We start from the raw sequence: 25,666 nt of genomic DNA on the forward strand, positions 1-25,666 counted from the left end.
GACAACTGCCGAAACGGATGACTTCATGTCATTGTCAATCAATAACAATTCACTGTCGCTCCACGCCCAGCGCAGCCTGGGCAAGCATCTGGCCACCCAGCAGACGCTGGTCAAGCGCCTGACCGGCGGGCAGCGCATCGGCAAGGCGGCCGACGACCCCGCCGGGCAGGCCATCGCTGCGCGCATGGATGCCGGCATGCGTGGGGTAGGCCAGGCGCTGCGCGCCATCAGCGACGGCAGTTCGATGCTGCAGGTGGCCGACGGCGCGCTGGCGAACGTGGCCGACAGCCTGCAGCGCCTGCGCGAGCTGGCGGTGGCATCCGGCAACGGCAGCTTCGGGGCCGGCGACCGCGCCACATTGCAGCGCGAGGCCAACGCCATCCTGGATCACATCAACCAGGTCGGGGCAGAGACCCGATTCAACGGCGAGGCGGTCTTTTCGCAGGACCGGCTCAGCATCGGCGGCGACGAGAAGAAACGGGCGGTGCTCGACGGCCTCAAGACCGGCTGGCTGAGCGCCTCCGAAAAGATGCTCAAGGACCTGTTCGGGCTCCAGGCCGACGGGGTCAAGCTCACCGTCAATCTCGACGATACCGACGGCGCCTCCGGCGTGCTGGCCTCGGTGTCCGGCACCTGGTCGGGCGGCAAGTTCACCGATGTTCACCTGAATATCGACATGGCCGATTTCGGCACCGCCGCCAGCGCGGACGGCGGCAACGCGCCGATGTACAGCGACCGTGTCATCGCGCACGAGATGGCGCACGCCATCATGTCGCGCTCCATGAACTTCCAGTCGCTGCCGCAGTGGTTCGTCGAAGGCACGGCCGAGTTGATCCACGGTGCGGACGAGCGCGTGGCCGGCGCCATGGCCGGCGGCAGCTCGGCCCAGGATATCGTCGACGTGGTGGCCGATGGCGGCTTCAGCTACGAAGGCGGCTACGTGGCGGCGCGCTACCTGCACGACCGGCTCAAGGGGCTGGGCGTGGAGGGCGGCATGAAGGGCCTGATGCAATACCTGACCCGGAACCAGGGCGCCGACCTGGATGCCGCGCTCGGTGCGGTCTCGAACGGCCGGATCGCCGGCGCCGCCGATTTTCTCGCCGATTTCAAGCTCGAAGGCGCCAGCTTCGTCGGCAGCAAGATGAACCTGGCCAATGGCGATACCGGCGCCATCGGCGGCCTCGACGCCGACGGCAAGGCCGCGCGCGACGCCCGCTCGGTGGTGGCCGATACCGGCGACAACAACGCCGGCGACGGCCTGGGCGGCTTCGCGGTGGACTACCCGGAACTGGGCGGCGCCACCGGCATGCGCAGGGTGCAGGTGCAGGCGGGCGACAGCGCGGAGGAGCTGATCGACCTGCAGTTCGGCGCCATCAACGCCGCGGCCCTGGGGCTGGCGGGCCTGGACATGGGACGCGGCGCGGTGGCGCTGCTGCACCTGGACCAGGCCCTGGAATACGTGAACCAGCAGCGCGTGACGGCGGGCGCTTCCAGCAACCGCCTCGACATGGCGGCCGGCTCGCTGCAGACCAGCCAGGTCAACATGGAGGCGGCCAGGGAGCGCATCGGGAGCGTCGACTATGCCGGCGCCGCGGCGGGCCTGACGCGGGCGCAGATCCTGCAGGGGGCGGCATCGGCGATGCTGGCCCAGGCCAACAGCCAGCCCAGGGCGGTGCTGTCGCTGCTGCGCTGAGCCGTCCGCTCCGCGTGGCCGGCCATGCCGTGGCGCCGGTCGTCAATATCGGCGCTACGCAGATTCCGGCAGACAGCTACGCTATAATCGTTTTTTTATAGCGCATGCTCCCTCATTCCGCCCACACGACATGAAATCCTCCGAAATCCGCGACAAGTTCCTCAAGTTCTTCGAGTCCAAAGGCCACGCCATCGTCCGTTCCAGCCCGCTGGTGCCGGGCAACGATCCGACCATGCTGTTGACCAACAGCGGAATGGTGCAGTTCAAGGATGTGTTCCTGGGCCTGGATACGCGCCCGTACAAGCGCGCCACCACCGTGCAGCGCTGCGTGCGCGCCGGCGGCAAGCACAACGACCTGGAAAACGTCGGCTACACCGCGCGCCACCACACCTTCTTCGAGATGCTGGGTAACTTCAGCTTCGGCGACTACTTCAAGCGCGACGCGATCAACTACTGCTGGGAGCTCTTGACCCGCGTCTACATGCTGCCCGCCGAAAAGCTGACCGTCACCGTCTACTTCGAGGACGACGAAGCCTACGACATCTGGGCCAACGAGATCGGCGTGCCGAAAGAGCGCATCATCCGCATCGGCGACAACAAGGGTGCGCGCTACGCATCGGACAACTTCTGGCAGATGGCCGACACCGGTCCCTGCGGCCCGTGCACCGAAGTGTTCTACGACCACGGCGCCGACATCTGGGGCGGCCCTCCGGGCTCGCCGGAAGAAGACGGCGACCGCTTCATCGAGATCTGGAACCTGGTGTTCATGCAGTTCAACCGCGACGAAGCCGGCGTCCTGACCCCGCTGCCGAAGCCCTCGATCGACACCGGCATGGGCATGGAGCGCCTGGCCGCCGTGCTGCAGCACGTGCACAGCAACTACGAGATCGACCTGTTCCAGGCCCTCATCAAGGCCGCTGCGCGCGAAACCGGCGCCACCGACTTGAACAACAACTCGCTCAAGGTCATCGCCGACCACATCCGCGCGGCTTCCTTCATGATCGTCGACGGCATCATCCCGAGCAGCGAAGGCCACGGCTACGTCCTGCGCCGCATCATCCGCCGCGCGCTGCGCCACGGCCACAAGCTGGGCCAGACCAAGCCGTTCTTCTACAAACTGGTGGCCGACCTCGATCTCGAGATGGGCGAAGCCTATCCGGAACTGCGCGACGCGAAAGAGCGCGTGGCGCAAGTGCTCAAGGCCGAGGAAGAGCGCTTCGGCGAAACGCTCGAAAACGGCATGAAGATCCTGGAAGCGCAACTGGCCAAGGATGCGAAGAACCTGGACGGCGCCACCGCCTTCACCCTGTACGATACTTACGGCTTCCCGCTGGATCTTACCGCCGACATCTGCCGCGAGCGCAATGTCACGCTCGACGAGGCAGGCTTTGCCGCCGCCATGGAGCAGCAGAAGAAGACCGCGCGCGCCGCCGGCAAGTTCAAGATGGCCGCCAAGGTCGAGTACGCGGGCGAGAAGACCAAGTTCGTCGGCTACGAATCGCTGGCGCACAACACCCATGTGCTGGCCCTGTACGCCGACGGCGTCTCGGTCCAGGAACTGCAGGCCGGCCAGGAAGGCATCGTGGTGCTCGACACCACCCCGTTCTACGCCGAGTCGGGCGGCCAGGTCGGCGACCAGGGCCAGATCCGCGTGGGCGGCAATGTGTTCGAGGTCGAGGACACCCTGAAGATCCAGGCCGAGGTCTTCGGCCACCACGGCGTGCTGCGCGAGGGTGCGCTGAAGGTCGGCGACACCGTCGACGCCCAGGTCGACACCGCCAAGCGCGCGCGCACCATCCGCAACCACTCGGCGACCCACCTGATGCACAAGGCCCTGCGCGAAGTGCTGGGCAGCCACGTGCAGCAGAAGGGCTCGCTGGTCGACCCGGACAAGACCCGCTTCGACTTCAGCCACGGCGCGCCGCTCACGCTCGAGGAAATCGCCAGGGTCGAAACCATCGTCAACCGCGAGATCCTGGAGAACCACCCAACCCAGGCCCAGCACATGAGCTTCGACGACGCCGTCAAGCACGGCGCCATGGCGCTGTTCGGCGAAAAATACGGCGACAGCGTGCGCGTACTGGACATCGGCTCCTCGAAAGAGCTGTGCGGCGGCGTGCACGTCACCCGCACCGGCGACATCGGCCTGTTCAAGATCGTGTCGGAAGGCGGCGTGGCCGCCGGCATCCGCCGCGTCGAGGCGGTGACCGGCGAGGGCGCGCTGGCGCTGGTGCAGTCGATCAACCGCAAGCTGGGGGAAGCCGCCGGTCTACTTAAAACCAGCCCGGACGAGCTGCCGTCGCGCATCGCCCAGGTGCAGGACCAGGTCAAATCGCTCGAGAAGGAAGTGGCCGCGCTCAAGTCGAAGCTGGCCGCAGGGCAGGGCGACGAGCTGGTGACCAAGGCAGTGGACGTGAACGGCATCAAGGTGCTGGCCGCGACCATGGAAGGCGCCGACCTCACCGCGCTGCGCGAGACCATGGACAAGCTCAAGGACAAGCTGGGCACCGCCGCCATCGTGCTGGCCAGCGTCCTCGATGGCAAGGTCAGCCTGATCGCGGGCGTGACCAAGGACGCCACCGGCAAGGTCAAGGCCGGCGAACTGGTCAACTTCGTGGCCCAGCAGGTGGGCGGCAAGGGCGGCGGCCGTCCGGACATGGCGCAGGCCGGCGGTACCGACCCGGCTGGCCTGCCGGCGGCGCTGGCCGGCGTGGCGGGCTGGGTGGGCGAGCGCGCGTAAGCGACGCGGGTGCCATCTGGAAAGCGCCGCCTTCGGGCGGCGCTTTTGCGTTAACCCATCCATGCGGCGGGAGGACGCGCGAACCTTGCCGAACTTGCAATTTTTTGACACTTGCGGGACTGGTATCTACCATGTGTCGCACCATGACGGTGCCGGATGGTTTCGCTTGTGTCTGCCTATGGTGCAATAGCACGGGGAAATTCACAATCGGTTGCAGCCATGCAACAATGTGTGACTATTTTGGTGCGCTGCGTCATACTGCCGGAAAAGGAGTAGTATTCGACTTCCGAGCACCACCTACTATGCAGGCATGCGATGAGCGACACCACAATCGACATTGATACCATGGAATTCCAGAGAGACCTGGATGCGCGCGGGCTGAATTGCCCGCTGCCGATCCTGAAAGCCAAGAAGGCGCTCGCCGAGATGGAGAGCGGCCAGGTGCTGCGCATCGTGGCGACCGACACGGGTTCCGTGCGCGACTTCCAGGCATTTGCCAAGCAGACCGGCAATGCGCTGCTGGCCCACACCGCTGAAAACGGCGAATTCACCTTCCTGATGCGCCGCAAGTAGGCCGCGCAGGGGCGCGTCCCGGGCGCGTCCCGGGCGTGCCCGGTAGCGCCGGCGCGTGCGCCGTGCTGCCCGAGGATGGGCGCCGCAAGCAGAGCGGGGCAGTCGTGCGCCAGTCCCGTGCCATCTTTCCCAAAACCGGTATGATGACGTTTTAGTCGGAAACTTCTAACTAAAAATCGCACGATCGTGCTTTAATTTCGACCTGAAGCCGAATTTCTCTTATAATCAAGGCCATTTTCGTCTGTCACCCATTCCATTTTCTAAAGGCACCCTATGAAAGTCCTGGTACCCGTCAAACGCGTGGTCGACTATAACGTCAAGGTCCGCGTCAAATCCGACGGCAGCGGCGTGGATATCGCCAATGTCAAGATGTCGATGAACCCGTTCGACGAGATCGCGCTGGAAGAAGCCACGCGCCTGAAGGAAGCCGGCAAGGTCACCGAAGTGGTGGCCGTGTCGGTGGGTGTGCCGCAGTGCCAGGAAACCCTGCGCACCGGCATGGCCATCGGCGCCGACCGCGGCATCCTGGTCGAGACCAGCGTCGAGACCGAACCGCTGGCCGTGGCCAAGATCATGAAGGCGCTGGCCGACAAGGAACAGCCGCAGCTGATCATCCTGGGCAAGCAGGCGATCGACGACGATTCGAACCAGACCGGCCAGATGCTGGCAGCCCTGCTGGGCTGGCCGCAAGCCACCTTCGCCTCGAAAGTGGTGCTGGAAGACGGTAAAGTGACCGTGACCCGCGAAGTGGACGGCGGCCTGGAAACCGTGGCCCTGAGCTTGCCGGCGATCGTCACCACCGACCTGCGCCTGAACGAGCCGCGCTATGTGACGCTGCCGAACATCATGAAGGCCAAGAAGAAGCCGCTGGAAACCATCAAGCCGGAAGACCTGGGCGTCGACGTGAGCCCGCGCCTGAAGACCCTGAAGGTCGCCGAGCCGGCCAAGCGCTCGGCCGGCGTCAAGGTGCCGGACGTGGCGACCCTGGTGCAGAAGCTGCGCACCGAAGCCAAGGTTATCTAACAGCGGTTCTGTACCCAATACATAGGAAATAACATGGTCGCACTCGTCATTGCTGAACACGACAACGGCTCCCTCAAGGGCGCTACCCACCACACCGTGACTGCCGCCGCCCAGTGCGGCGACGAGGTCCACATCCTGGTCGCCGGCTCCGGCTGCGGCGCCGCCGCCGAAGCCGCCGCGCAGATCGCGGGCGTCGCCAAGGTGCTGGTCGCCGACGCGCCGCACTTCGCCGACGGCCTGGCCGAGAACGTCGCCGAGCAGATCCTGGCGATCGCCGGCAACTACTCCCACATCCTGGCTCCGGCCACCGCCTACGGCAAGAACATCCTGCCGCGCGTGGCCGCCAAGCTGGACGTGGCCCAGATCTCGGAAATCACCAAGGTCGATTCCCCGGACACCTTCGAGCGCCCGATCTACGCCGGTAACGCCATCGCCACCGTGCAGTCGAGCGACAGCGTGAAGGTCATCACCGTGCGCGGCACCGCGTTCGACTCCGCCGCCGCCGGCGGTTCGGCTGCCGTGGAGCAGATCGCAGCCGTCGCCGACTTCGGCAAGTCGGCCTTTGTCGGTCGCGAACTGGCCAAGTCCGACCGTCCGGAACTGACCGCCGCCAAGATCATCGTGTCGGGCGGCCGCGGCATCGGCTCGGCCGAGAACTTCAAGCTGCTCGAGCCGCTGGCCGACAAGCTGGGCGCCGCCATGGGCGCCTCGCGCGCCGCCGTCGACGCCGGCTTCGTGCCGAACGACTGGCAGGTTGGCCAGACCGGCAAGATCGTCGCCCCGAACCTGTACATCGCGGTCGGCATCTCGGGCGCGATCCAGCACCTGGCCGGCATGAAGGACTCCAAGACCATCGTCGCCATCAACAAGGATCCGGAAGCGCCGATCTTCTCGGTGGCCGACTACGGCCTGGTGGGCGACCTGTTCGAAGTCGTTCCGCAGCTGGTCAAGGAACTGGGCTGATCGGCGCATAGGCCCTCTATCGTCGCTCCCGTGTGGCCTCGAGGCTGCGCCGGGGCGACGTTTTTACGTGAAGCGTCACATCAGGAGACAAAGGTGAGCTACCAAGCCCCGCTGAAAGACATGCAGTTCGTCCTGAACGAACTGGCGAACCTGGCCGAGATCAATCAACTCCCGGGCTGCGAAGACGCGACCCCGGACACCGTCGATGCCGTGCTCGAAGAAAGCGCGAAGTTCTGCGGTGAAGTCGTCGCCCCGCTGAACCACGCGGGCGATAAGGAACCCAGCTTCTGGAAAGACGGCAGCGTCACCACCTCGAAGGGCTTCCGCGACGCCTTCCGCGCCTTCGCCGAAGGCGGCTGGCAGGGCATCCAGCATCCGAGCGAGTTCGGCGGGCAGGGCCTGCCGAAGCTGGTCGCTACGCCGTGCATGGAAATGCTGCACGCGGCCAACCTGTCGTTCGCGCTGGCGCCGCTGCTGACCGACGGCGCCATCGAGGCGCTGCTCACCGCTGGTTCCGACGAGCAGAAAAAGCTGTTCCTCGAGCCGCTCATCAGCGGCAAGTGGACCGGCACCATGAACCTGACCGAGCCGCAGGCCGGTTCCGACCTGGCCGCCGTGCGCACCCGCGCCGAGCCGCAGGGCGACGGCACCTACAAGATCTTCGGCACCAAGATCTTCATCACCTACGGCGAGCACGACATGGCGGAGAACATCATCCACCTGGTGCTGGCGCGCACCCCGGATGCGCCGGCGGGCGTGAAGGGCATCTCGCTGTTCATCGTGCCGAAGTTCCTGGTGGGCGCCGACGGTTCCCTTGGTGAGCGCAACGACGCTCACTGCGTCTCGATCGAGCACAAGCTGGGCATCAAGGCCTCGCCGACGGCGGTGCTGCAGTTCGGCGACCACGGCGGCGCCATCGGCACCCTGGTGGGCGAAGAGAACCGCGGCCTCGAATACATGTTCATCATGATGAACGCGGCCCGCTTCGGCGTCGGCATGCAGGGCGTCGGCCTGGCCGAACGCGCCTACCAGCAGGCGGTGACCTTCGCCAAGGACCGTGTCCAGTCGCGCGAAGTGGCGGGTTCGCCCGGCCCGGTGGCGATCATCAACCACCCGGACGTGCGCCGCATGCTGATGTCGATGCGCTCGCAGACGGAGGGTGCGCGCGCGCTGGCCTACGTCGGCGCCGCCCTGTCGGACATCGCGCACAACCACCTTGATGAAGCGACCCGCAAGGCGAATCTGGCCGTGTACGAATATCTGGTCCCGATCATCAAGGGCTGGTCGACCGAGATGAGCGAGAACGTGGCGCGCGACGGCGTGCAGGTGCATGGCGGCATGGGCTTCATCGAAGAGACCGGCGCGGCCCAGCACTTCCGCGACGCCAAGATCCTGACCATCTACGAAGGCACCACCGCGATCCAGGCCAACGACCTGGTGGGCCGCAAGACCGTGCGTGACGGCGGCGCCGTGGCCAAGGGCCTGATCGCCCAGGTGCGCGCGGTCGAGGCGCAGCTGGGTGAGCTCGAAGGAGAAGAGTTCGCCGCGATCCGCCGCCAGCTGGCGCTGGGTTCGGTCGCGCTGGAAGAAGTGGTCGACTTCGTGGTGGCGAATGCCAAGCTTGATGTGCGCGCGGTGTTCGCCGGCAGCGTGCTGTACCTGAAGCTGGCCGGCATCGTACTGGGCGGCTGGCAGATGGCGCGCGCGGCGCTGGTCGCGCAGCGCAAGCTGGCGGCAGGCGAGGGCGATGCCTCCTTCCTGCGTGCGAAGATCGCCACCGCGCGCTTCTTCGCCGACCACGTGCTCTCGAGCGCCCCTGGCCTGCGCACCGCCATCGTCGAAGGCGCGCCGGGCGTGCTGGCGCTGGAAGTCGATCAGTTCTGATCCGACTGATTCTGTAGGGTGGGCGACTTGTGAACTGGTCCACAGGACCAGTTCACCCCGCGCGTTCAAACCTGGCATGAATTGCTGCAACGCTGTTCATTCTCCGGCCTGAACTGCGCTGCCCTCCCTACACCCCCCCCCTCAGCCGTACGACCCACCCGTATAGAGCAGGTCGAACACCCGTGCGATCGTCCCGATCAGCACGATCGCGCCCACCCCCAGGATCAGCACCAGCAGCAGCGCCAGCATCCAGTTCGAGCGCGAGCGCTTGCCGCTGCCCCCGTTATACTGCGCATCCCAGGCTTCGTCCGGCGTCAGGCCGATGACCAGACCCTCGACGAAGCCGGCGATGGTCGACACCAGCAGCGGCAAGATCACATAGAAGGGATGCGGCTGCACCGCGCCGTACAGGATGCCGGTGAGCGGCAGACTGCACAGGTGCAGCAGCCCGAGCCGGTCGACGCTGCCTTTCAGGTAGAAGCGGTGGGCGCCAAGCCCGCCCAGCAGCAGGGCGAGCAGGGTGGCGAAGGTTTTGTTCTTGTGCCGGACAGCCATGAGCATTGCCAAAAGTTCAGGAAAACAGGAGTATGGTGCAAAATGACAAGGAAGGCACGCCTTGCGTGAACCCGGCCGTGCGCCGCCTGTCAAACCGCCCAAGCCCATCCGAACCCGTCCACCATGCTCAAGACGCGCTCCTACCTCGCTGAAGTCCAGCTCAAGCCGGGCGCGCCGCTCGAGCCGCCGGTATTTCCGTTCACGCTGCCGGCGATCCGCTCCCTTGAGCGCCTGGCCTTGCACCCGAGCGTCACCTTCCTGGTTGGCGAAAACGGCTCGGGCAAGTCGACGCTGCTCGAAGCCATCGCCCTCGGCATGGGCTTCAACGCCGAGGGCGGCAGCCGCAATTTCAACTTCGCCACGCGGGCATCGCATTCGGATCTGCATGAGCACCTGCGCTTCGTGCGCGGCGTCGAGCGGCCGCGGGACGGCTTCTTCCTGCGTGCCGAAAGCTTCTTTAACGTCAGCACCGAAATCGAGCGCCTTGGCGCCCTGCGTTCCTATGGCAGCAGGCCACTGCACGAACAGTCCCACGGGGAGGCATTCCTCGCCCTGTTCATGCATCGCTTCGGCAAGGAGGGCTTCTACGCCCTGGACGAGCCCGAGGCCGCGCTGTCGCCCCAGCGCCAGCTTGCCCTGCTGAGCCGCCTGCACGACCTGGTGCAAGATCGCTGCCAGTTCGTCATCGCCACCCATTCCCCCATCCTGATGGCCTACCCGAATGCCCTGATCTACGCGTTTGGCGAGCAGGGCATACGCGAAGTCGCCTACGAGGATACGGAACACTACCGCGTCACGCGCGACTTCCTGGCCAATCCGGCCCGCATGTTGCGTGTCCTGATGAGCGATGAATAGGGGAGGGCGGCCAACAGAGAAGCGGCTAACGGTGGCGGTGTGGCCAGAAATCGGCGATAATGCTCAATTCGCCGAACTTCACGTTGCCGCCTTGCTCCATGCGCGCCGTGTTGCTATAAACGCTTGCCCCTATCCAGGCATGCGCGCTATAATCGTCGGCTTTCTCCGTCCAATACAACTTTTTGGAAATATTATGGTCGTTATCCGTTTGGCTCGTGGCGGCGCAAAAAAGCGCCCGTTCTACAACATCGTTGCAACCGATTCGCGTAACCGTCGCGATGGCCGTTTCATCGAGCGCATCGGTTTCTACAACCCGATGGCATCGGGCGCTGAAGTCGGCCTGCGTATCGCTGCTGACCGTCTGGCTCACTGGCAAGGCGTTGGCGCACAACTGTCGCCGACCGTCGCTCGCCTGGTTGCAAACCAGCAGCCTGCAGCCTAAGTAAGGTAAGCAAGGTTTGACCGATTCGGCAGCATCCGGGGTGCAAGTCCCTGACGACCTGGTCCAGGTCGGTTATGTGTCCGGCGCATTCGGGATCGTGGGCGGCCTGCGTGTCACCCCGTTCTCGACGGACGCCGACGCGCTGCTGAACGTCAAGACCTGGTGGCTCGACAAGCCGACCCTGCATGCCGTTTCGGTACGCACGGCAAAGATGCATGGTGGCGACGTGGTTGCCACCCTGGTCGGCATGCGCGACCGTAACGACGCCGAAGCGCTCAAGGGCGCCGCGGTCTCGGTATCGCGCAGCGAGTTCCCGAAGCTCGAAGAAGACGAATACTACTGGTCCGACCTGATCGGACTGGATGTGGTCAACCTGGAGGGCGCAGCCCTCGGCAAGGTGACCGACATGATGCACAACGGCGCGCAGTCGATCCTCCTGATCACGCCCGCGGCATCGGACAATACGGGTGCTCCTGATGCCAAGGTATCGGAGCGCCTGGTGCCGTTCGTCGAGCAGTTCGTCAAGAACGTCGACCTGGACGGCAAACTGATTACCCTCGAATGGGGTCTGGATTATTGACCCGCGTGCTGGTATGCGGCGCATGAGGCGAGGTAGCGATGCAGTTTGACGTCGTGAGCCTGTTTCCGGAGATGTTCGCGGCGCTGACGCAGTCGGGCGTGACCCGGCGCGGCATCGAGCAGGGGCGCTGGGGTCTGACGATCTGGAACCCGCGCGACTTCACGCAGGACCGCCACCGCACCGTGGATGACCGCCCCTATGGCGGCGGCCCCGGGATGGTGATGCTGGCCAGGCCGCTCGAAGCCGCGATCGGCGCCGCCAAGCAACGGCAAGTCGAGCTGGGCCTGCCGGCGCCGCGCGTGGTGTACATGTCGCCGCAGGGCAAGCCCCTGACGCACGAGCGGGTGGCGGCCCTGAAGGACGAGCCGGGACTGGTCGTGCTGTGCGGGCGCTACGAAGGCGTGGACCAGCGTTTGCTGGACCGCTGCGTCGACGAGGAAATCTCGCTCGGCGACTTCGTGCTGTCGGGCGGCGAACTGCCGGCGATGGCGATGATGGATGCGGTGGTCAGGCTCCTGCCAGGCGTGCTGGGCGACGAAGCCTCGGCGGTCGAAGACAGTTTCGTCAACGGCCTGCTCGATTCGCCGCATTACACGCGTCCGGAAGTGTACGAAGGCGAACCGGTGCCGCCGGTCCTGATGGGTGGCAACCACGCCGAGATCATGAAGTGGCGCCGCCAGCGCATGCTGGAGGCGACCCTGAAGAAGCGGCCGGACCAGCTGGCGCGTGCGCGTGCCGCCGGCCAGCTGACGAAAGCCGATGAAAAGTTTCTGGCAGGTTTGGAAAAACCTGCCGAGTAAGAATGTAACTTAGGCGCTTGACCGAAATAAATGTGAATTTTGGCAAATAGAACGGGATGCGATGCAAGGTGGCGAGTGCGCCGCAGTGCGAGCACTGCAAGCAGGAGCCAACGCAGCAGCGCGCCGGTTATGGCAGCCAAAAACACATTTATTTTGGGCGAGTGCCTAGTACATGTAACGGCGGGCATGTTGTCCGCATGTTCAACCCCATCCTCTACTGGGCATCCTGTATAGCGCCGGCAAGATGGTTTTTGGAGTAATAAAAATGGATCTGATCCAACAACTCGAGCAAGAAGAAATTGCGCGCCTCGGCCGCAAGATCCCTGATTTCGCACCAGGCGACACCGTGGTCGTCAGCGTCAACGTCGTCGAAGGCAACCGCAAGCGCGCCCAGGCATACGAAGGCGTGGTCATCTCGCGTCGTAACCGCGGCCTGAACTCGAACTTCATCGTTCGCAAGATCTCGTCGGGCGAAGGCGTCGAGCGTACCTTCCAGCTGTACTCGCCGCTGATCGCTTCGATCGAAGTGAAGCGTCGTGGCGACGTGCGCCGCGCCAAGCTGTACTACCTGCGTGAGCGTTCGGGCAAGTCGGCACGTATCAAGGAAAAGCTGCCGCAGCGTAAAGTCAAGACCGCAGCAGCAGCTGAGTAATAGCATCTGCGTCTTGGGGAAAGGCATCCGTGAGGATGCCTTTTTCTTTATGGCCGCCCGCTTTTGCCTATAGGAATGTAACTTGACCAAGTCCTCCCTCGATCCCATGGCGATGCCGCTCGAAGGCATGGCGGGCGAAGCGCCGCTCCCGCCCGAGCTGCTGAGCGCGCAGGCCGTCCGCGCCCGCTTCGCGCGCAGCTTGCGCTGGGATCCGGAAGCGTCCGACGAAGCGCTGCTCGCGCCGGCATTGCGCCTGCGCCGCGCCGCCGTGCTGGTACCGCTGGTCGAGCGTCCGCAAGGCCTGAGCGTGCTGCTGACCAGGCGCACGGACCACCTGTCGAGCCACGCCGGCCAGATCAGTTTTCCCGGCGGCCGCGCCGAAGAACTGGATTCTTCGCCGATCGAGACCGCCCTGCGCGAGGCCGAGGAAGAGATCGGCCTGCACCGCCGGCACGTCGAGATCGTCGGCGTGCTGCCCGAGCACGTCACCATCAGCGCCTACCGCGTCACGCCGGTGGTGGCGCTGGTGACCCCGCCCTTCGAGCTGCATGCCGACCCGGGCGAGGTGGCCGAGATCTTCGAGGTGCCGCTGGGCTTCCTGATGTCCGGCGCCAACCACGAGCGCCGCTCGGTGAGCCTGCCCGACGGCGGCGGCAAGCGCCGTTTCTATGCGATGCCGTTCAATGATTACTTCATCTGGGGCGCCACGGCGGCCATGCTGCGCAACCTGTATCACTTCCTGCGCGCTTGAGGGCAGGCGCGAATCCTGGGGTCGCCGGGGGCGCGTAGCCGGCTTTGCCGTCCGCGCGTCCAGCGCACGCTCGCCCGCTGTCTGTGCACAAACCGGTGCAACGCGCGCCCGGCGCGCCGGTCACTCCGCCGAACCCGAGTCATCCTTCCATTTCCCGATTTGATTCCGGCCAGCTTCTCCGCTATCTTAGCGGGCAGTACGGTATTGCCAGAATAAAAAAGGATTCCTGAATGACATTTTTCTCCATCCTCGTCGCGCTGATCATCGAGCAGCTGAAGCCGCTTCGCGCCGACAACCAGGTCTACGGTGGCATCAAGGGATTCGCGATGCGCATCGAAGGCTGGTTCAATGCGGGCGAGCAGAAGAATGGACGCATGGGCTGGGTCTTGATGATGCTGGCGCTGATGCTGCCGACCTGGCTGGTGTACTGGTTGTTCATGCGCTACAACCTGGTGCTGCTGGCCTTTGCCTGGAATGTCCTGATCGTCTACCTGACCCTGGGGTTCCGCCATTACAGCCATTACTTCACCTCGATCCAGCTGGCCCTGAACCAGGGCGACGAAGCCGGCGCGCGCCAGCTGCTGGCGGAGTGGACCCGCAGCGACACGGTCGGCATGGATGCCACCGAGATCTGCCGCGTCGCCGTCGAAAAATCCTTGACGACCACCCACCGCAACGTATTCGGCGTATTCTTCTGGTTCCTGATGCCGCTCGGCCCTGCGGGCGCGGTCATGTACCGCGTGTCCGAATACCTGGCGCGCGCCTGGAACGAACCCGACCACATGCGCAACGAGGCCTTCGGCCAGTTCGCCGCCCGGGCCTTCTACTGGATCGACTGGATTCCGGTGCGGCTGACGGCCGTGGCCTTTGCCGTGGTCGGCAATTTCGAGGATGCGATCTACGCCTGGCGCAATTTCGCGCGCCGCTGGGCCGACGAATCGAAGGGCATCCTCCTGGCCGCCGGCGGGGGAGCGATGGGCGTCCGGCTCGGCACGCCGAACGAGAACGCACCCGAGCCGCTGCCCCTGGATGCCGCAACGGTCGACCTGAGCGACCGCGATACCGAGATGCTGCCGGGCGAGGAGCCGAACCTGCGCGCCCTGCAAAGCACGGTCGGACTGGTGTGGCGGGCCCTGGTCTTGTGGATGATCCTGTTGCTCCTGCTGTCGAGCGTGGTGTGGCTGGGCTGAGCGATATCGGGGTTTTCGCGCGTATCGGCGTGTATCGGGTCTCGTCCGGCAGTCTTCTATAAGATATAATAGTGAGCTGAGGTTGTTCTCATCCACGCAGTATTCTTGTTTCAGCAAGCAGCACTATGGCCGAGTTACCGCACACCACGGATGAAAAACTGAAAGACGAGTTTTTTATCCTGGGCATCACCAGCAAAGGCAGGCAGTTTCGCCCCAGCGACTGGGCCGAGCGCCTGTGCGGCGTCATGTCGTGCTTTGCTCCCGGCGCCGCCGGCCGTGATTCCCACTTACAATTTTCTCCCTGGGTCCACCCGACCATGGTCAATGGCGTCAAGGCCGTCGTGGTCAGTCGCGAGCTGCAGAAGATCGAGCCGCTGGCCTACCATTTCGTGCTCAACTTCGCCAAGGACAACGATCTGCAGGTGGCCGACGCCTGCTTCGTGCCGCCGCCGGAGCAGAAAAAACCGGCAAGCTGAGACCGTGCCGCTTTTACCCTTCCGAATCCTGGAACTGGCGCTATGATGAAAGTCATAGCGCCAGTTTTCATTCAGGCCTGCCGCCTCCGCTTCAGCCACCGGCACGGAACAGGAAGAGGGCGAGGAAGAAGGAGAGACACCATGCACATCCGCGACATCTGCACCAGCGAAGCCGCCCACTGCACCCGGGACGAAACCGTACAGGGCGCGGCGCTCACGATGCGCCGCCTGCACGTGGGCGACCTGATCGTCGTCGAGCAGTTCGACGGCGCCAGCGTCCCGGTCGGCATCGTGACCGACCGCGATATCGTGGTCTCGGTCATCGCACCCGGCCTCGATCCGGCCAGCCTGCAGGTCGGCGACATCATGGCCGACGACCTGCTCACCGCGCGCGAGACCGACGATGTCTACGAGACCATCGAACGGATGCGCCTGCGCGGCATCCGGCGTGTGCCGGTGATCGATGCCAAGGGCAGCCTGGCGGGCATCGTCAGCGCCGATGACCTGCTCGAATTCCTCGCCGAAGAGATGGGGGAATTGTCCCGTATCAGTCCCTATCAACAGGCGCACGAGCGCAGGGCCCGGCAGTAATTAAGCTGGCCCTCAGGCCCGGTCTGCTACCATCCTGCATTGGTCAAGAACATGCAGGACGGCTCTGTCCTGCCAACACGACAGGACACCATGGACAGGATGACATGCAAGCGCGGCATTGCCGCGCGCCTATTGGCCGGCAGCCTATGCTTTGTCATGGCCGGCGCCGCCTGGGGCGCGCCGGTGCAGGCGGCGCCCGAGCGGCACAAGGCGCCCCGGCACAGCGCGGCGCAACAAAACGCAGCGCTGCCGAAGGGCGTCACGCTCGGCCCCTCGGCCGAGGGCATCACCGAATACCGCCTGGCCAACGGCCTGAAGGTGCTGCTGTTCCCGGACGCCTCGCGCCCGACCGTGACGGTGAACGTCACTTACCTGGTCGGCTCGCGCCACGAGAACTACGGCGAGACCGGCATGGCCCACCTGCTCGAGCACCTGCTGTTCAAGGGGACGAAGAAGAATCCGGACATCACCGGCCAGTTCGCGCGGCGCGGCATGGATTTCAACGGCACCACCTCGCTCGACCGCACCAATTACTACGAAGTCTTCCAGGCCACGCCCGAGAACCTGGACTGGGCGCTGCAGATGGAAGCCGACCGCATGGTCAACTCGCCGGTGGCGCAGAAGGACCTGGCGTCCGAAATGACCGTGGTGCGCAACGAGTTCGAAAGCGGCGAGAACTCCCCGGTCCAGGTGCTGTTCAAGCGCATGCAGAGCGTGGCCTACGATTGGCACAGCTACGGCCGCGCGACCATCGGCAACCGCAGCGACATCGAGAACGTCAAGATCGATAACCTGCAGGCCTTCTACCGCACCTGGTACCAGCCCGACAACGCGGTGCTGCTGGTGGCCGGCAAGTTCGATCCACAGGCGACCCTGGCCACCATTCACCGCCTGTTCGGCGGCATTCCGAAGCCGGCGCGCGCCCTGCCGCAGTTCTGGACCGTCGAGCCGACCCAGGACGGCGAACGCAGCTTCGCGGTGCGGCGCCAGGGCGACATGCAGATCGTCGCGGTCGGCTACAAGATCCCGTCCGACCTGCAGCAAGAGTCGGAGGCGCTCGGCTTCGCCTCGGAGATCCTGGGCGACGCGCCCAACGGCCGGCTGCACAAGCTGCTGGTCGAAACCGGCAAGGCCAGCCAGGTGTTCAGCTTCGGCCAGACCGGCTATGCGCCGGGCCTGCAGTTCTACGGGGCCGTGGTCAAGAAGGGCGAGCCGATCGAGCCGGTGCGCCAGGCCCTGACCGAGGCCGTGGAAGGCCTCGCCACGCAAGCGCCGAGCGCCGAAGAAATGGAGCGCGTGCGCCGCTCATGGCTCAACAGCATCGAACGCAGCATGAACGACGCGCAGGGCTTCGGCGTGGCCCTGTCGGAAGCCATCGCGCTGGGCGACTGGCGCCTGTACTTCCTGGGCCGCGAGCGTATCAAGGAGGTCAAGGCGGAAGCGGTGGCGGAAAGCAGCGGCCGCTACTTCGTGCGCAGCAACCGCGTGACCGGCACCTTCGTGCCGGAAGACGCGCCGGTGCGCGCCAGCATCCCGGCGGCGCCGAGCGTCGAGACCGTGATGAAGGACTACAAGCCGTCCGCATCCAGCCTGGTGTCGGAGGATTTCGATCCGAGCCAGGCCAACATCATGAAGCGCACCACGCTCACCACCGTCGGGGGCGTGAAGCTGGCGCTGCTGCCGAAGAAGAACCGCGGCGAGACCGTCACCGTGTACCTGAACCAGCATATCGGCGACCAGAAGAACCTGTTCGGCAAGGGCATGGTGCCGGGACTCTCGGCCGCCATGCTTCAGCGCGGCACCACGAAGTACAGCCGCGCCGAACTGGCCGACGCCTTCGACAAGCTCAAGATGGCGGGCGGCCCGCACAGCTTCCAGACCACGCGCGAGCACCTGGCCGAGGCGCTGGAGCTGGCCGCCCATGTGCTCAAGCAGCCGGCTTTCCCGGCGAGCGAGTTCGAGCAGCTGCGCAAGCAGATCCTGGTCGGCCTGGAAGCCAGCCGCGCCGAGCCCCAGAGCGTGGCGGCGCGCGCGCTGTCGACCCACTTCAACCTGTACCCGCGCGGCGACATCCGCCATGCCAACACGCTGGAAGAAGACATCGAAGACCTCAAGGCCGCGCGCCTGGAAGACGTGGTGGCCTTCCACCGCGACTTCTACAACACCCATCCGGCCGAACTGGCGATCGTCGGCGACTTCGATCCGAAGGAAATCGTGCCGCTGGTCGACCGGCTGTTCGGCGCCTGGCGTGCGCCGGCGAATGTGGCGCCGATCTTGCGCCGCCATGCCGAGGTGGCGCCGATCGACAAGACGCTGGATACCCCGGACAAGGAAAACGGCTTCTATATCGCGCGCATGAACCTCGACCTGAACATCGAGGACGCCGATTACCCGGCGCTGATGCTGGCCAACTACATCTTCGGCGAGGGGGGACTGAAGTCGCGCCTGATGGACCGGATTCGCCAGAAGGACGGGCTGTCCTATGGCGGCGGCTCGGACCTGGCGGCCGGCGACCTGGATCGTGCCGGCGCCTTCTCGATCAGCGCGATCGCCGCGCCGCAGAACCTGCGCAAGCTCGATGCCGCGGTGCGCGACGAACTGGGTCGCGCGGCGAAGAGCGGTTTCACGGCCGAGGAGCTGGCCGACGCCAAATCGGGCCTGATGCAGCAGCGCCAGCAGAACCGGACCAGCGACGCCGCGCTGGCCGCGGGCTGGACCTCCTACCTGTACCGCGACCGCACGTTCGACTGGTCGGCCGCGTTCGAGCGCAAGCTGATGGCGGTCACGCTGCCCCAGCTGAATGCCGCCTTCCGCAAGGCGATCGACCCGGCGAAATTGTCGGTAGTGATGGCCGGAGACCAGAGCAAGGCCAAGGCCGGCACCACGGGCGCGCCCTAGAAGCAACACTTGGCAACACTTGCAAGCCCGATTATGACAAGCCACCTCCTGCTGCGTTAAAATGTTTCCTTTGAGAAGTATTAGTTGCCAGGCATCAGGAGCATCATGAAAGGGATAGTAAAAGCGCAAGCGCCGAACGCACTGCCGTTCGCCGGCAAGGTGGCCATCGTGACCGGCGCGGCCAGCGGCATCGGCCGCGCCACGGCGCTGGCCTTCGGCCGTGCCGGCGCCCATGTCGTGGTCGCCGACACCGCCATCGACGGCGGCCACGCAACCGCCGCGATGATCGTCGAGTCGGGCGGCAAGGCCTTGTTCGTGCGCAGCGACATCGGCAAGGCAAGCGAGGTCGAGGCGCTGGTCGAGAAGACCATCAACCACTATGGCCGCCTCGACATCGCGGTCAACAATGCCGCGATCGACGAGGAATGCGCGCCGGTGGCGGAGGGCGACGAAGCGCAGTTCGACCGCATCATGGACGCCAACGTCAAGGGCGTCTGGCTGTGCATGAAGTACCAGCTGCGCGAGATGCTCAAGCAGGGCGGCGGGGCGATCGTCAATGTGTCGTCGGTGTCGGGCCTGGTGGGCGCGCCGAACCGTGCGATCTATGCGGCCAGCAAGCACGCGGTGATCGGCCTGACCAGGAGCGCCGCCGCCGAGTATGCGCGCGACGGCATCCGCATCAACGTGCTGTGCCCGGCGGCGGTGAAGACGCCGATGCTGGCGCGCATGGTGGAGCGCGATCCGTCCGGCGAGAAGAAACTCAAGGCCTCGCATCCGATGGGACGTTTCGCCGAGACCGCCGAGGTGGCGAATGCGGCCCTGTGGCTGGCCTCGGAGCAGGCTTCCTACGTCAACGGCCACGAGCTGGTGGTGGACGGCGGCTTCACCGCGGTGTGAGCACGGGGGGCGGCCGAGCCTGCGTCAGCCAGCCCCTAGGAGGCGTTCAGCTCCGCCACGAAATCGTACATGTCGCCCCTGAACCAGGAGCGGCAGAACTCCACCGCGCGCCCGTCGCGGGCGAATCCCAGCCGCTCGACGCACAGGCCGGCATCGCCCTCCCTGACCTGGAGCAGGCGCGCCTGTTCGGCAGTGAGCAGCAGCGCCGACAGGCGCTGCAGCGCGCGCACCGGCCGCTGGCCGGTGCGCTCCAGGGCCGCGTACATCGAATCGTCCACCGCATCGAGCGAGGGCAGGGCGAAGGCGGCGATGGTCGCGTACTCGAGGCACATCGGCAGCTCGTCGGCATAGCGGATGCGGTTGAAGCGGTAGACCGCGGTGCCCGGCGAGAGCCGCAGGCGCAGCGCTTCTTCCGGCGTCACCAGGCCTTCCGAGCGCTTGAGCCACTCGTTGCGCGGCGCCCGGCCGCGCGCCCGCATGTCTTCCGAAAATGAGCTGAGCTTGGCGAAGTTCTTCTCGATGCGGGTGTTGATGAAATTGCCCGCACCGGCGCGCCGCACCAGCAGGCCTTCTTCGACCAGGACGTCGATTGCCTTGCGCACCGTGATGCGCGAGATACCGAGCTCCTGCGCCAGCTGGCGCTCGGCCGGCAAGGCCGAGGCCGAGCCCCAGGCGCCTTCGTCGATGGCGCGGCGCAGCGCGTACTGCAGCTGCTGGTAGAGGGGGAGCTTGCCGCCGCCGGCGGCCGATTGCATCAAGTCGGCAATGGAAAGCATGCGGGCCATGGGTTGTTCGCGAGGCCGCATCATACCATTGCGCGCGTGCTCACTTCGGGCGCGGGCGCTTCAGGTCGTGGCTGACCACCTTGATGCGGCCGGCGCGGATTTCGCGCACCGCAGCCTCGACCGCGCGCGCGACATTGCGCACCTCTTCCTGGACCGCGGTGTCGCGGTCGAGCGTCTCATGGCTGTTGGCATAGGATTCGTAGTAGCCGATATACCGGTCGAGCTGGGAGAAGCTGCCGGCGTCGATCAGGCCCATCCATGACAGCCAATCCGACAAGGAGCGCCGCAAGCCTTCGATGCCGGCCACGTCGCCATGGACGACCAGCCCGAATGCGCGTCCGGCCAGGTGTTTCGGGTAGTCCCAGCCCGCCAGCTCGAGTTCCTTGGCCTCGGCCGCGGTCTTGCCGTGGGTCGAGGTCGGATCGGGGTTGCCGCCGTCGGCGCACACCAGCCTGTCGATCATCGCCTTCAGGACCGTCGGCGCCTGGTACCAGTAGGTCGGGGTCAGGATGATGACGCCGTGCGCGCTCACCCAGCGCTCGTAGATCTCGTTCATCCAGTCGTTGACCTGGCGCAGCGAGTGGTTGGGGTAGCAGCTGCAGGGCCAATGGCAGAGCGGCATCGCGGTGGAGGCGCAGCCCTTGCAGGGGTGGATGTGGCGGTCGTAGTCGGAGGTCACCAGGCTCAGGTCGAGCAGGTCGGTCTCGATCCCCAGGCCGTCCAGCGTCTCCTTGGCCAGCATGCTCAGGCGCCAGGACTTCGAGATCTCGCCGGGGCAGCTGCCGTCGTTGCGGGCCGCGCCGTTGATCAGGAGGATGCGGCTGCGGGTCGCCGGGTCTTTCTGGCGGGCCTCGGCCGCCTTCAGGCGCTCGGAGGCTTCCTGCCATTCGATCGACAAGTCATAGTCGGGATCGGCATAACCCGGCCCGGCCTTGACGGTGCGCGGCGCCTTGCGCCCGTCCTGGTAGGCATCCCAGGCCACCTGTTCGACCCCGTCCAGCGCATCGTCGACGCTCTCGTAGGCAGGATCGGTGAGTGCGCGCCGGAAGCGCAGATGGAATTCGTTGCGTCCGAGCCTTGCCGGCGCCTGCCCCTTGCGTACTTGTGTCATGCCGCCTCCTTGGTATGAAGGGAATTATCAGCCGGGTAGCGCAGCTGAAATGTTCGCACGCACACATAGCCTTCCGAAAACCCGGACAAAGCATGGACGAAAAAAACCGGGCCAAACGGCCCGGTCCTGGTCGGCATGGCGAAGGCTTACTGCGCGGCGACCGCGCCGCCGCCCTGCTGCTGGAGCAGCATGACCCAGTACTTGGCCAGGTCGGCAGCGCCGCCCTTGCCGTTGATGCCCTGGAAGGTCTGGATGGCCTCGGCCTTCTTGCCGGCGCGCGCCTGCGCCATGCCCAGGCGCAGCTTGGCTTCGTCCGGGGACTTCAGGCCGCCCTTGGCGATACCCTGCTGGATGAAGCCGACGCCCTTGTCGGCCTGGCCCATGGTGGCGTAGGCCCAGCCCAGGTTGACCAGGCCGGCGCCGGTCTTGCTCTTGGCGGCGCTGGCTTCGCCCGACGCGATGGTCTTGGCGTCGTCGGCGGCCTGCCTGGTCGCCTTGGCGCGCAGCGCGTTGTGGGTCTTGGCATCGCTGCCCTTGCCCAGCACGCCGGCCGCGTAGCCGGCGTCGAGCACTTCCTTGGCCTCAGCCGGGAAGCCGTCGCGCAGGGCGACTTCGGCCAGGTAGGTGTAGTGCTCAGGCGGCATGGCCTTCACGGCAGCCATTTCCAGGCGCAGCATGCTGGCGCCGTAGGTGGCTTCGTCGAAGCCGGCCTTGCGGGTCACGCCGCGGCTGAGCAGGTCCATCCAGAAGTCGTCGGTCGGATAGTACTGCACCAGGTTCTCGAGGGCGAACAGGTAGCCCGCGGTGTCCTTGGCCTTGTTGGCTTCCTGGCCCAGCAGGCGCAGGTCGTTCTCGGACGGCTTCTGGCCGGCCTTCTTGGCCTCGTTGATCGAGCTCAGCAGCATATCCTTGGCGCCGCTGAAGTTGCCGCTGTTGATCTGCGCGCGCGACATGGCGGTACGCACCTTGGCCGGGTCGCCGCCTTCCTTGGTGTAGCGGGTGTACCACTCGACCGCCTTGGCGTAGTTCTTGGCGTTGTAGTTGGCGTCGCCCAGTGCCTGGTAATAGGTGATCTGCTCGGCCGGCTGCAGGCGGCCCGAGGCGAGGATCGCCTCCATGACCGGGATGGCGGCGGCGTTGTTGTCCGAACCCAGGGCCCAGGACAGCTTCATGCGGTTGATGACGTAGTCTTCGTACGGGGTACGGTTCGGCATCGCTTCGGCCTGGGTGATGCGGCTCTCCACTTCGGTGAAGTTCTTGGCATCAATCAGTGGCTTGAGCGCAGCCGGGTCGAGCAACTTGAACATGTCGGGACGGACGGTATCCTTCGCGGCTGCCTGTGCGGTGGCGGCCGCCGCATCGCTCTTCTGCTGTGCGTAGGCGCTGGATACCAGTGCCGGGGCGGACACGCCGATCGCGGCGAGCATCAGGCAGAGGCGGGCAAGACGGAATTGGGCCATGAATAATCCTTCAATCAAGTCGATAATGGGGGAACATGCATACTCAGCAATGTAGCAAGAATGCTATCCCGGCAAAATGTGCATTGTCCCATAAAACTGCCTTTTTCAGGCCCGGCAATTGTGCCCTAGCGTGCGCGAGAATGCGCGCGCGCTTACATGTCGTTACCTCATGCATTGGGGAAAGTGCCGCTCCCTAAGCCGGCGCAGTGCCGAAGCCCGGTACCGGGCAGGTGCCCCGGGCCTCGAGCGTGCCGGCCAGCCAGTCGACCACGGCGTCGACGGCGGGCGCGGCGAAGCCATAGGTCATCAGCGCGGGAGCGTCGAAGTCGAGCGCCTGGTAGGGGTTCCACAGGGCCACGTGCAGGTCGGGTCGCCAGGTGGCGCGGGCATGCGGGCCGTAGCGGCGGCGCGAGGTCGAGGCCAGGATCGTGAAGCGGCCATCCCGGGGCAGCGCGCTCCAGTCGAAGGTCTCGGCGTCGGCGAAGGTGAGCAGCTCGACCTCGTACAGGCGCCCCAGCGCGGCGGCCACCGCGCTTGCCGGCACCCCGGCTTCGGACACGCCGTCGCTGACCACGTCGGCGCGCGCCACCAGACGGATCTTGCTGCCGGGCGCCGGGCGTCGCGGCTGGCCGAGCGTGCTCAGGCCGGCGCGCCAGGCGCGCGCCATCAGGGCGCGGTCCATGCCGTCGCGCTCCGGCGTCGCGGTGGCATGGGCCACCGGCCTGGCCGGATACCTGTGCGCCAGCGCCGACAGCCGCGCCAGGCGCGCTTCGACTTCGGCCAGCGGCAGCACATTGCTGCGGATCGCCGCGGCGATCGCCTGCACGGTTTCTTCCTGGGTCTCGCGCGAGCCGATCGCCATCACCATGTCGGCGCCCGCCACCAGCGCGTTGACGGCCGCCTCGCCGGCGCCGTAGCGGTGCGCAATGGCGTGCATGTCCATGCCGTCGGTGATGACCACGCCCTGGTAGCCGAAGCGCTCGCGCAGGATGCCGGTCAGGATCGGGCGCGACATCGTGGCCGGGAAGTCCGGATCGAGCGCCGGGTAGACGATGTGGGCGGTCATCACGGCCGATGCCGCATGCTCACCCTGCGCGGCGATGCGGAAGGGCGCGAACTCGAAGCGTTCCAGTTCGTCGAGCGGCTTGTCCACCGTCGGCAGGTCGCGGTGCGAATCGACGTGGGTGTCGCCGTGGCCGGGGAAGTGCTTGACGCAGCAGGCCACGCCTTCGCTTTCGCTGCCCGCCATCCAGGCCATGGCGATGCGGGTCGCGGTCTGCGGGTCGGCGCCGAAGGAGCGCTCGGCGATCACCGGATTGTGCGGATTGTTGTTCAGGTCGAGCACCGGCGCGAAGTTCCAGTTGAAGCCCAGCGCGCGCACCGCGCGCGCCACCGCCGCACCGACCTCGCGCGCCAGTTGCGGATCGTTGGCCGCGCCCAGCGCCATCGCGCTCGGCGGCGCCGGCACCCAGGTCGCGCGCACCACGGCGCCGCCTTCCTGGTCGAGCGCGATCAGGGCTTGCGGGCCCATCGCCTCGCGCAAGGCGCCGGTGAGGCGGGTCAGCTGGCCGGCATCGCGCATGTTCTGGCGGAACAGGCAGGCGCCGCGCACCTTGTAGCGGCGCAGGAAGGCGTCGGTCTCCTGATCGAGTTCGGTGCCGAACAGGCGCACCATGATCAGCTGGCCGGCGAGGTCGAGGTAGTCGCTCATCGTGGATCCAATCAGTTGGTCTTGGTGACCTTGCTCAGGTGGCGCGGCTGGTCCGGGTCGAGGCCGCGCGCTTCCGCCAGCCGCGCCGCCATCATGTAGAAGGCCTGGATCGCGGCGATCGGGTCGAGGTCGGGAATGGCGGCGGTCGGTAGCGTCAGGTCGCGGCTGGCGACGTCCTGCGGTGCGGCCAGCAGCACGCGCGCGCCGCGGCCGCGCATCTCTTCGGCCAGGGCCACCAGGCCGGCTTGCGCCGGGCCGCGGGTGGCGAAGATCAGGAGCGGGTAGCCTTCCTCGATCAGCGCCATCGGGCCGTGCTTGATCTCGGCGCCGCTGAACGCTTCGGCCTGCAACGCCGAGGTTTCCTTGAACTTCAAGGCCGACTCCAGCGCCACCGGGAAACTGATGCCGCGTCCGACCACCATGATGTTGCGGGCCGGGGCCAGCACCTCGATCGCGGCCGACCAGTCGGCCTGGCTGGCCGCGCGCAGGGCGTCGGGCAGGGCCGCGATGCCGTCCTTCAGTTCCTGGTCGTCCTGCCATGCGGCGACCAGGCGCGCGCCGGCGACCATGCTGGCGATGAAGCTCTTGGTGGCGGCCACGCTCTGCTCCTTGCCGGCGTGCAGGGGCATGGTCCATTCGGCCGCCTGGGCCAGCGGCGAGCCGGCATCGTTCACCAGCGCCACGGTGGTGGCGCCGCCGTCGCGGAAGTAGCGGATCGGCTCGACCACGTCCGGGCTCTGGCCCGACTGCGAGATCGACACCGCCAGGGTGTCGCGCGTGACCAGGGGCGATTTGTACAGCGTGACCAGCGACATCGGCAGCGAGGTCACCAGGCGTCCCATGCGCGCCATGATCAGGTAGGCCAGGTAGCTCGAGGCGTGGTCGGAGCTGCCGCGCGCCACCGTCACCGCGCTGTGGAAGCTGGTCGCGCGCAGCGCGCGTCCCAGTTCGGCGTAGCGCTCGACGTCCTGCGCCAGCTGGTGCGCCACGCAGTCCCCTGCGGACAGCGCTTCCTGGTACATGAGCGAGGTGGGAA

Annotated in this window: 23 protein-coding genes; 17 read left to right on the forward strand and 6 right to left on the reverse strand. The window is 66.1% G+C overall.

Annotation, left to right across the window (positions count from 1 at the left end):
• Nucleotides 1-25 precede the first annotated feature (25 nt).
• The 6 genes from IM543_07450 to IM543_07475 all read left to right on the forward strand — a co-directional run bounded on the left by IM543_07450 (nt 26) and on the right by IM543_07475 (nt 8,876).
• The gene (locus tag IM543_07450; protein QOY95671.1) at nt 26-1,693 is read left to right on the forward strand and encodes a flagellinolysin; all 1,668 of its coding nucleotides are present in this window, start codon (nt 26-28) and stop codon (nt 1,691-1,693) included.
• Between the two features lie 130 nt (nt 1,694-1,823).
• Nucleotides 1,824-4,433 (forward strand): alanine--tRNA ligase, encoded by a 2,610-nt coding sequence (gene alaS, locus IM543_07455; GenBank protein ID QOY95672.1) that lies wholly within the window; start codon nt 1,824-1,826, stop codon nt 4,431-4,433.
• A 345-nt stretch (nt 4,434-4,778) separates the two neighbouring features.
• On the forward strand, nt 4,779-5,006 hold the full coding sequence (locus tag IM543_07460; GenBank protein QOY95673.1) for a sulfurtransferase TusA family protein: 228 nt from the start codon (nt 4,779-4,781) through the stop codon (nt 5,004-5,006).
• Between the two features lie 273 nt (nt 5,007-5,279).
• Nucleotides 5,280-6,029, forward strand: coding sequence for an electron transfer flavoprotein subunit beta/FixA family protein (locus IM543_07465; protein QOY95674.1), 750 nt, complete (start codon nt 5,280-5,282; stop codon nt 6,027-6,029).
• 33 nt (nt 6,030-6,062) lie between these two features.
• Nucleotides 6,063-6,992, forward strand: coding sequence for an electron transfer flavoprotein subunit alpha/FixB family protein (locus IM543_07470; protein ID QOY95675.1), 930 nt, complete (start codon nt 6,063-6,065; stop codon nt 6,990-6,992).
• Between the two features lie 93 nt (nt 6,993-7,085).
• Nucleotides 7,086-8,876 (forward strand): acyl-CoA dehydrogenase, encoded by a 1,791-nt coding sequence (locus tag IM543_07475; protein QOY95676.1) that lies wholly within the window; start codon nt 7,086-7,088, stop codon nt 8,874-8,876.
• A gap of 141 nt (nt 8,877-9,017) precedes the next feature.
• Here IM543_07475 and IM543_07480 read toward each other — a convergent pair whose 3' ends face one another.
• Nucleotides 9,018-9,431, reverse strand: coding sequence for an NINE protein (locus IM543_07480; GenBank protein ID QOY95677.1), 414 nt, complete (start codon nt 9,429-9,431; stop codon nt 9,018-9,020).
• A 123-nt stretch (nt 9,432-9,554) separates the two neighbouring features.
• On the opposite strand from IM543_07480, the gene IM543_07485 reads away from it, so the two are divergent.
• The 11 genes from IM543_07485 to IM543_07535 all read left to right on the forward strand — a co-directional run bounded on the left by IM543_07485 (nt 9,555) and on the right by IM543_07535 (nt 19,563).
• Complete coding sequence (locus IM543_07485) at nt 9,555-10,286, forward strand: AAA family ATPase (GenBank protein ID QOY95678.1); 732 nt, start codon at nt 9,555-9,557, stop codon at nt 10,284-10,286.
• 193 nt (nt 10,287-10,479) lie between these two features.
• Complete coding sequence (rpsP, locus tag IM543_07490) at nt 10,480-10,728, forward strand: 30S ribosomal protein S16 (protein ID QOY95679.1); 249 nt, start codon at nt 10,480-10,482, stop codon at nt 10,726-10,728.
• Between the two features lie 40 nt (nt 10,729-10,768).
• Complete coding sequence (gene rimM, locus IM543_07495; protein ID QOY95680.1) at nt 10,769-11,308, forward strand: ribosome maturation factor RimM; 540 nt, start codon at nt 10,769-10,771, stop codon at nt 11,306-11,308.
• 38 nt (nt 11,309-11,346) lie between these two features.
• Nucleotides 11,347-12,108, forward strand: coding sequence for a tRNA (guanosine(37)-N1)-methyltransferase TrmD (gene trmD, locus IM543_07500; protein ID QOY95681.1), 762 nt, complete (start codon nt 11,347-11,349; stop codon nt 12,106-12,108).
• Nucleotides 12,109-12,373: 265 nt separating this feature from the next.
• On the forward strand, nt 12,374-12,760 hold the full coding sequence (gene rplS / locus IM543_07505) for a 50S ribosomal protein L19 (GenBank protein ID QOY95682.1): 387 nt from the start codon (nt 12,374-12,376) through the stop codon (nt 12,758-12,760).
• Between the two features lie 106 nt (nt 12,761-12,866).
• On the forward strand, nt 12,867-13,511 hold the full coding sequence (locus tag IM543_07510) for a CoA pyrophosphatase (protein ID QOY96566.1): 645 nt from the start codon (nt 12,867-12,869) through the stop codon (nt 13,509-13,511).
• 230 nt (nt 13,512-13,741) lie between these two features.
• Nucleotides 13,742-14,701, forward strand: coding sequence for a CobD/CbiB family protein (locus IM543_07515; GenBank protein ID QOY95683.1), 960 nt, complete (start codon nt 13,742-13,744; stop codon nt 14,699-14,701).
• Nucleotides 14,702-14,826: 125 nt separating this feature from the next.
• The gene (locus IM543_07520; protein ID QOY95684.1) at nt 14,827-15,177 is read left to right on the forward strand and encodes a DUF3579 domain-containing protein; all 351 of its coding nucleotides are present in this window, start codon (nt 14,827-14,829) and stop codon (nt 15,175-15,177) included.
• Nucleotides 15,178-15,318: 141 nt separating this feature from the next.
• Nucleotides 15,319-15,768 carry a CBS domain-containing protein gene (locus IM543_07525; GenBank protein QOY95685.1) on the forward strand — a complete coding sequence of 150 codons (450 nt, stop codon included), beginning with the start codon at nt 15,319-15,321 and terminating at the stop codon, nt 15,766-15,768.
• Nucleotides 15,769-15,867: 99 nt separating this feature from the next.
• Nucleotides 15,868-18,666: an insulinase family protein gene (locus IM543_07530; protein QOY96567.1), complete on the forward strand. Its 2,799-nt coding sequence runs from the start codon at nt 15,868-15,870 to the stop codon at nt 18,664-18,666.
• A gap of 105 nt (nt 18,667-18,771) precedes the next feature.
• Complete coding sequence (locus tag IM543_07535; GenBank protein ID QOY95686.1) at nt 18,772-19,563, forward strand: SDR family oxidoreductase; 792 nt, start codon at nt 18,772-18,774, stop codon at nt 19,561-19,563.
• Between the two features lie 35 nt (nt 19,564-19,598).
• On the opposite strand, the gene IM543_07540 is transcribed toward IM543_07535, so the two are convergent.
• The 5 genes from IM543_07540 to IM543_07560 form a co-directional block, all read right to left on the reverse strand.
• Nucleotides 19,599-20,339 carry a GntR family transcriptional regulator gene (locus IM543_07540; protein ID QOY96568.1) on the reverse strand — a complete coding sequence of 247 codons (741 nt, stop codon included), beginning with the start codon at nt 20,337-20,339 and terminating at the stop codon, nt 19,599-19,601.
• Between the two features lie 49 nt (nt 20,340-20,388).
• On the reverse strand, nt 20,389-21,459 hold the full coding sequence (locus IM543_07545; GenBank protein ID QOY95687.1) for a flavodoxin family protein: 1,071 nt from the start codon (nt 21,457-21,459) through the stop codon (nt 20,389-20,391).
• 146 nt (nt 21,460-21,605) lie between these two features.
• Nucleotides 21,606-22,919, reverse strand: a complete 1,314-nt coding sequence (locus IM543_07550) for a hypothetical protein (GenBank protein ID QOY95688.1) — start codon at nt 22,917-22,919, stop codon at nt 21,606-21,608.
• A 193-nt stretch (nt 22,920-23,112) separates the two neighbouring features.
• Nucleotides 23,113-24,630 (reverse strand): beta-N-acetylhexosaminidase, encoded by a 1,518-nt coding sequence (gene nagZ, locus IM543_07555; protein QOY95689.1) that lies wholly within the window; start codon nt 24,628-24,630, stop codon nt 23,113-23,115.
• An 11-nt stretch (nt 24,631-24,641) separates the two neighbouring features.
• A complete protein-coding gene (locus tag IM543_07560) occupies nt 24,642-25,652 on the reverse strand; it encodes an SIS domain-containing protein (GenBank protein ID QOY96569.1) in 1,011 nt (336 codons plus the stop codon).
• Nucleotides 25,653-25,666: the final 14 nt, after the last annotated feature.

The organism is Massilia sp. UMI-21 (assembly GCA_015277795.1).
Taxonomy (GTDB): Bacteria; Pseudomonadota; Gammaproteobacteria; order Burkholderiales; family Burkholderiaceae_D; genus Telluria.

Excerpts from the sequence above, each read along its gene's own strand:
- IM543_07450 (QOY95671.1), top strand. The coding sequence starts at position 26 with ATGTCATTGTCAATCAATAACAATTCACTGTCGCTCCACGCCCAGCGC.
- alaS (QOY95672.1), top strand. The coding sequence starts at position 1,824 with ATGAAATCCTCCGAAATCCGCGACAAGTTCCTCAAGTTCTTCGAGTCC.
- IM543_07460 (QOY95673.1), top strand. The coding sequence starts at position 4,779 with ATGGAATTCCAGAGAGACCTGGATGCGCGCGGGCTGAATTGCCCGCTG.
- IM543_07465 (QOY95674.1), top strand. The coding sequence starts at position 5,280 with ATGAAAGTCCTGGTACCCGTCAAACGCGTGGTCGACTATAACGTCAAG.
- IM543_07470 (QOY95675.1), top strand. The coding sequence starts at position 6,063 with ATGGTCGCACTCGTCATTGCTGAACACGACAACGGCTCCCTCAAGGGC.
- IM543_07480 (QOY95677.1), bottom strand. The coding sequence starts at position 9,431 with ATGGCTGTCCGGCACAAGAACAAAACCTTCGCCACCCTGCTCGCCCTG.
- IM543_07485 (QOY95678.1), top strand. The coding sequence starts at position 9,555 with ATGCTCAAGACGCGCTCCTACCTCGCTGAAGTCCAGCTCAAGCCGGGC.
- rpsP (QOY95679.1), top strand. The coding sequence starts at position 10,480 with ATGGTCGTTATCCGTTTGGCTCGTGGCGGCGCAAAAAAGCGCCCGTTC.
- trmD (QOY95681.1), top strand. The coding sequence starts at position 11,347 with ATGCAGTTTGACGTCGTGAGCCTGTTTCCGGAGATGTTCGCGGCGCTG.
- rplS (QOY95682.1), top strand. The coding sequence starts at position 12,374 with ATGGATCTGATCCAACAACTCGAGCAAGAAGAAATTGCGCGCCTCGGC.
- IM543_07510 (QOY96566.1), top strand. The coding sequence starts at position 12,867 with ATGGCGATGCCGCTCGAAGGCATGGCGGGCGAAGCGCCGCTCCCGCCC.
- IM543_07515 (QOY95683.1), top strand. The coding sequence starts at position 13,742 with ATGACATTTTTCTCCATCCTCGTCGCGCTGATCATCGAGCAGCTGAAG.
- IM543_07520 (QOY95684.1), top strand. The coding sequence starts at position 14,827 with ATGGCCGAGTTACCGCACACCACGGATGAAAAACTGAAAGACGAGTTT.
- IM543_07525 (QOY95685.1), top strand. The coding sequence starts at position 15,319 with ATGCACATCCGCGACATCTGCACCAGCGAAGCCGCCCACTGCACCCGG.
- IM543_07530 (QOY96567.1), top strand. The coding sequence starts at position 15,868 with ATGACATGCAAGCGCGGCATTGCCGCGCGCCTATTGGCCGGCAGCCTA.
- IM543_07535 (QOY95686.1), top strand. The coding sequence starts at position 18,772 with ATGAAAGGGATAGTAAAAGCGCAAGCGCCGAACGCACTGCCGTTCGCC.
- IM543_07540 (QOY96568.1), bottom strand. The coding sequence starts at position 20,339 with ATGCTTTCCATTGCCGACTTGATGCAATCGGCCGCCGGCGGCGGCAAG.
- IM543_07545 (QOY95687.1), bottom strand. The coding sequence starts at position 21,459 with ATGACACAAGTACGCAAGGGGCAGGCGCCGGCAAGGCTCGGACGCAAC.
- IM543_07550 (QOY95688.1), bottom strand. The coding sequence starts at position 22,919 with ATGGCCCAATTCCGTCTTGCCCGCCTCTGCCTGATGCTCGCCGCGATC.
- nagZ (QOY95689.1), bottom strand. The coding sequence starts at position 24,630 with ATGAGCGACTACCTCGACCTCGCCGGCCAGCTGATCATGGTGCGCCTG.
- IM543_07560 (QOY96569.1), bottom strand. The coding sequence starts at position 25,652 with ATGTACCAGGAAGCGCTGTCCGCAGGGGACTGCGTGGCGCACCAGCTG.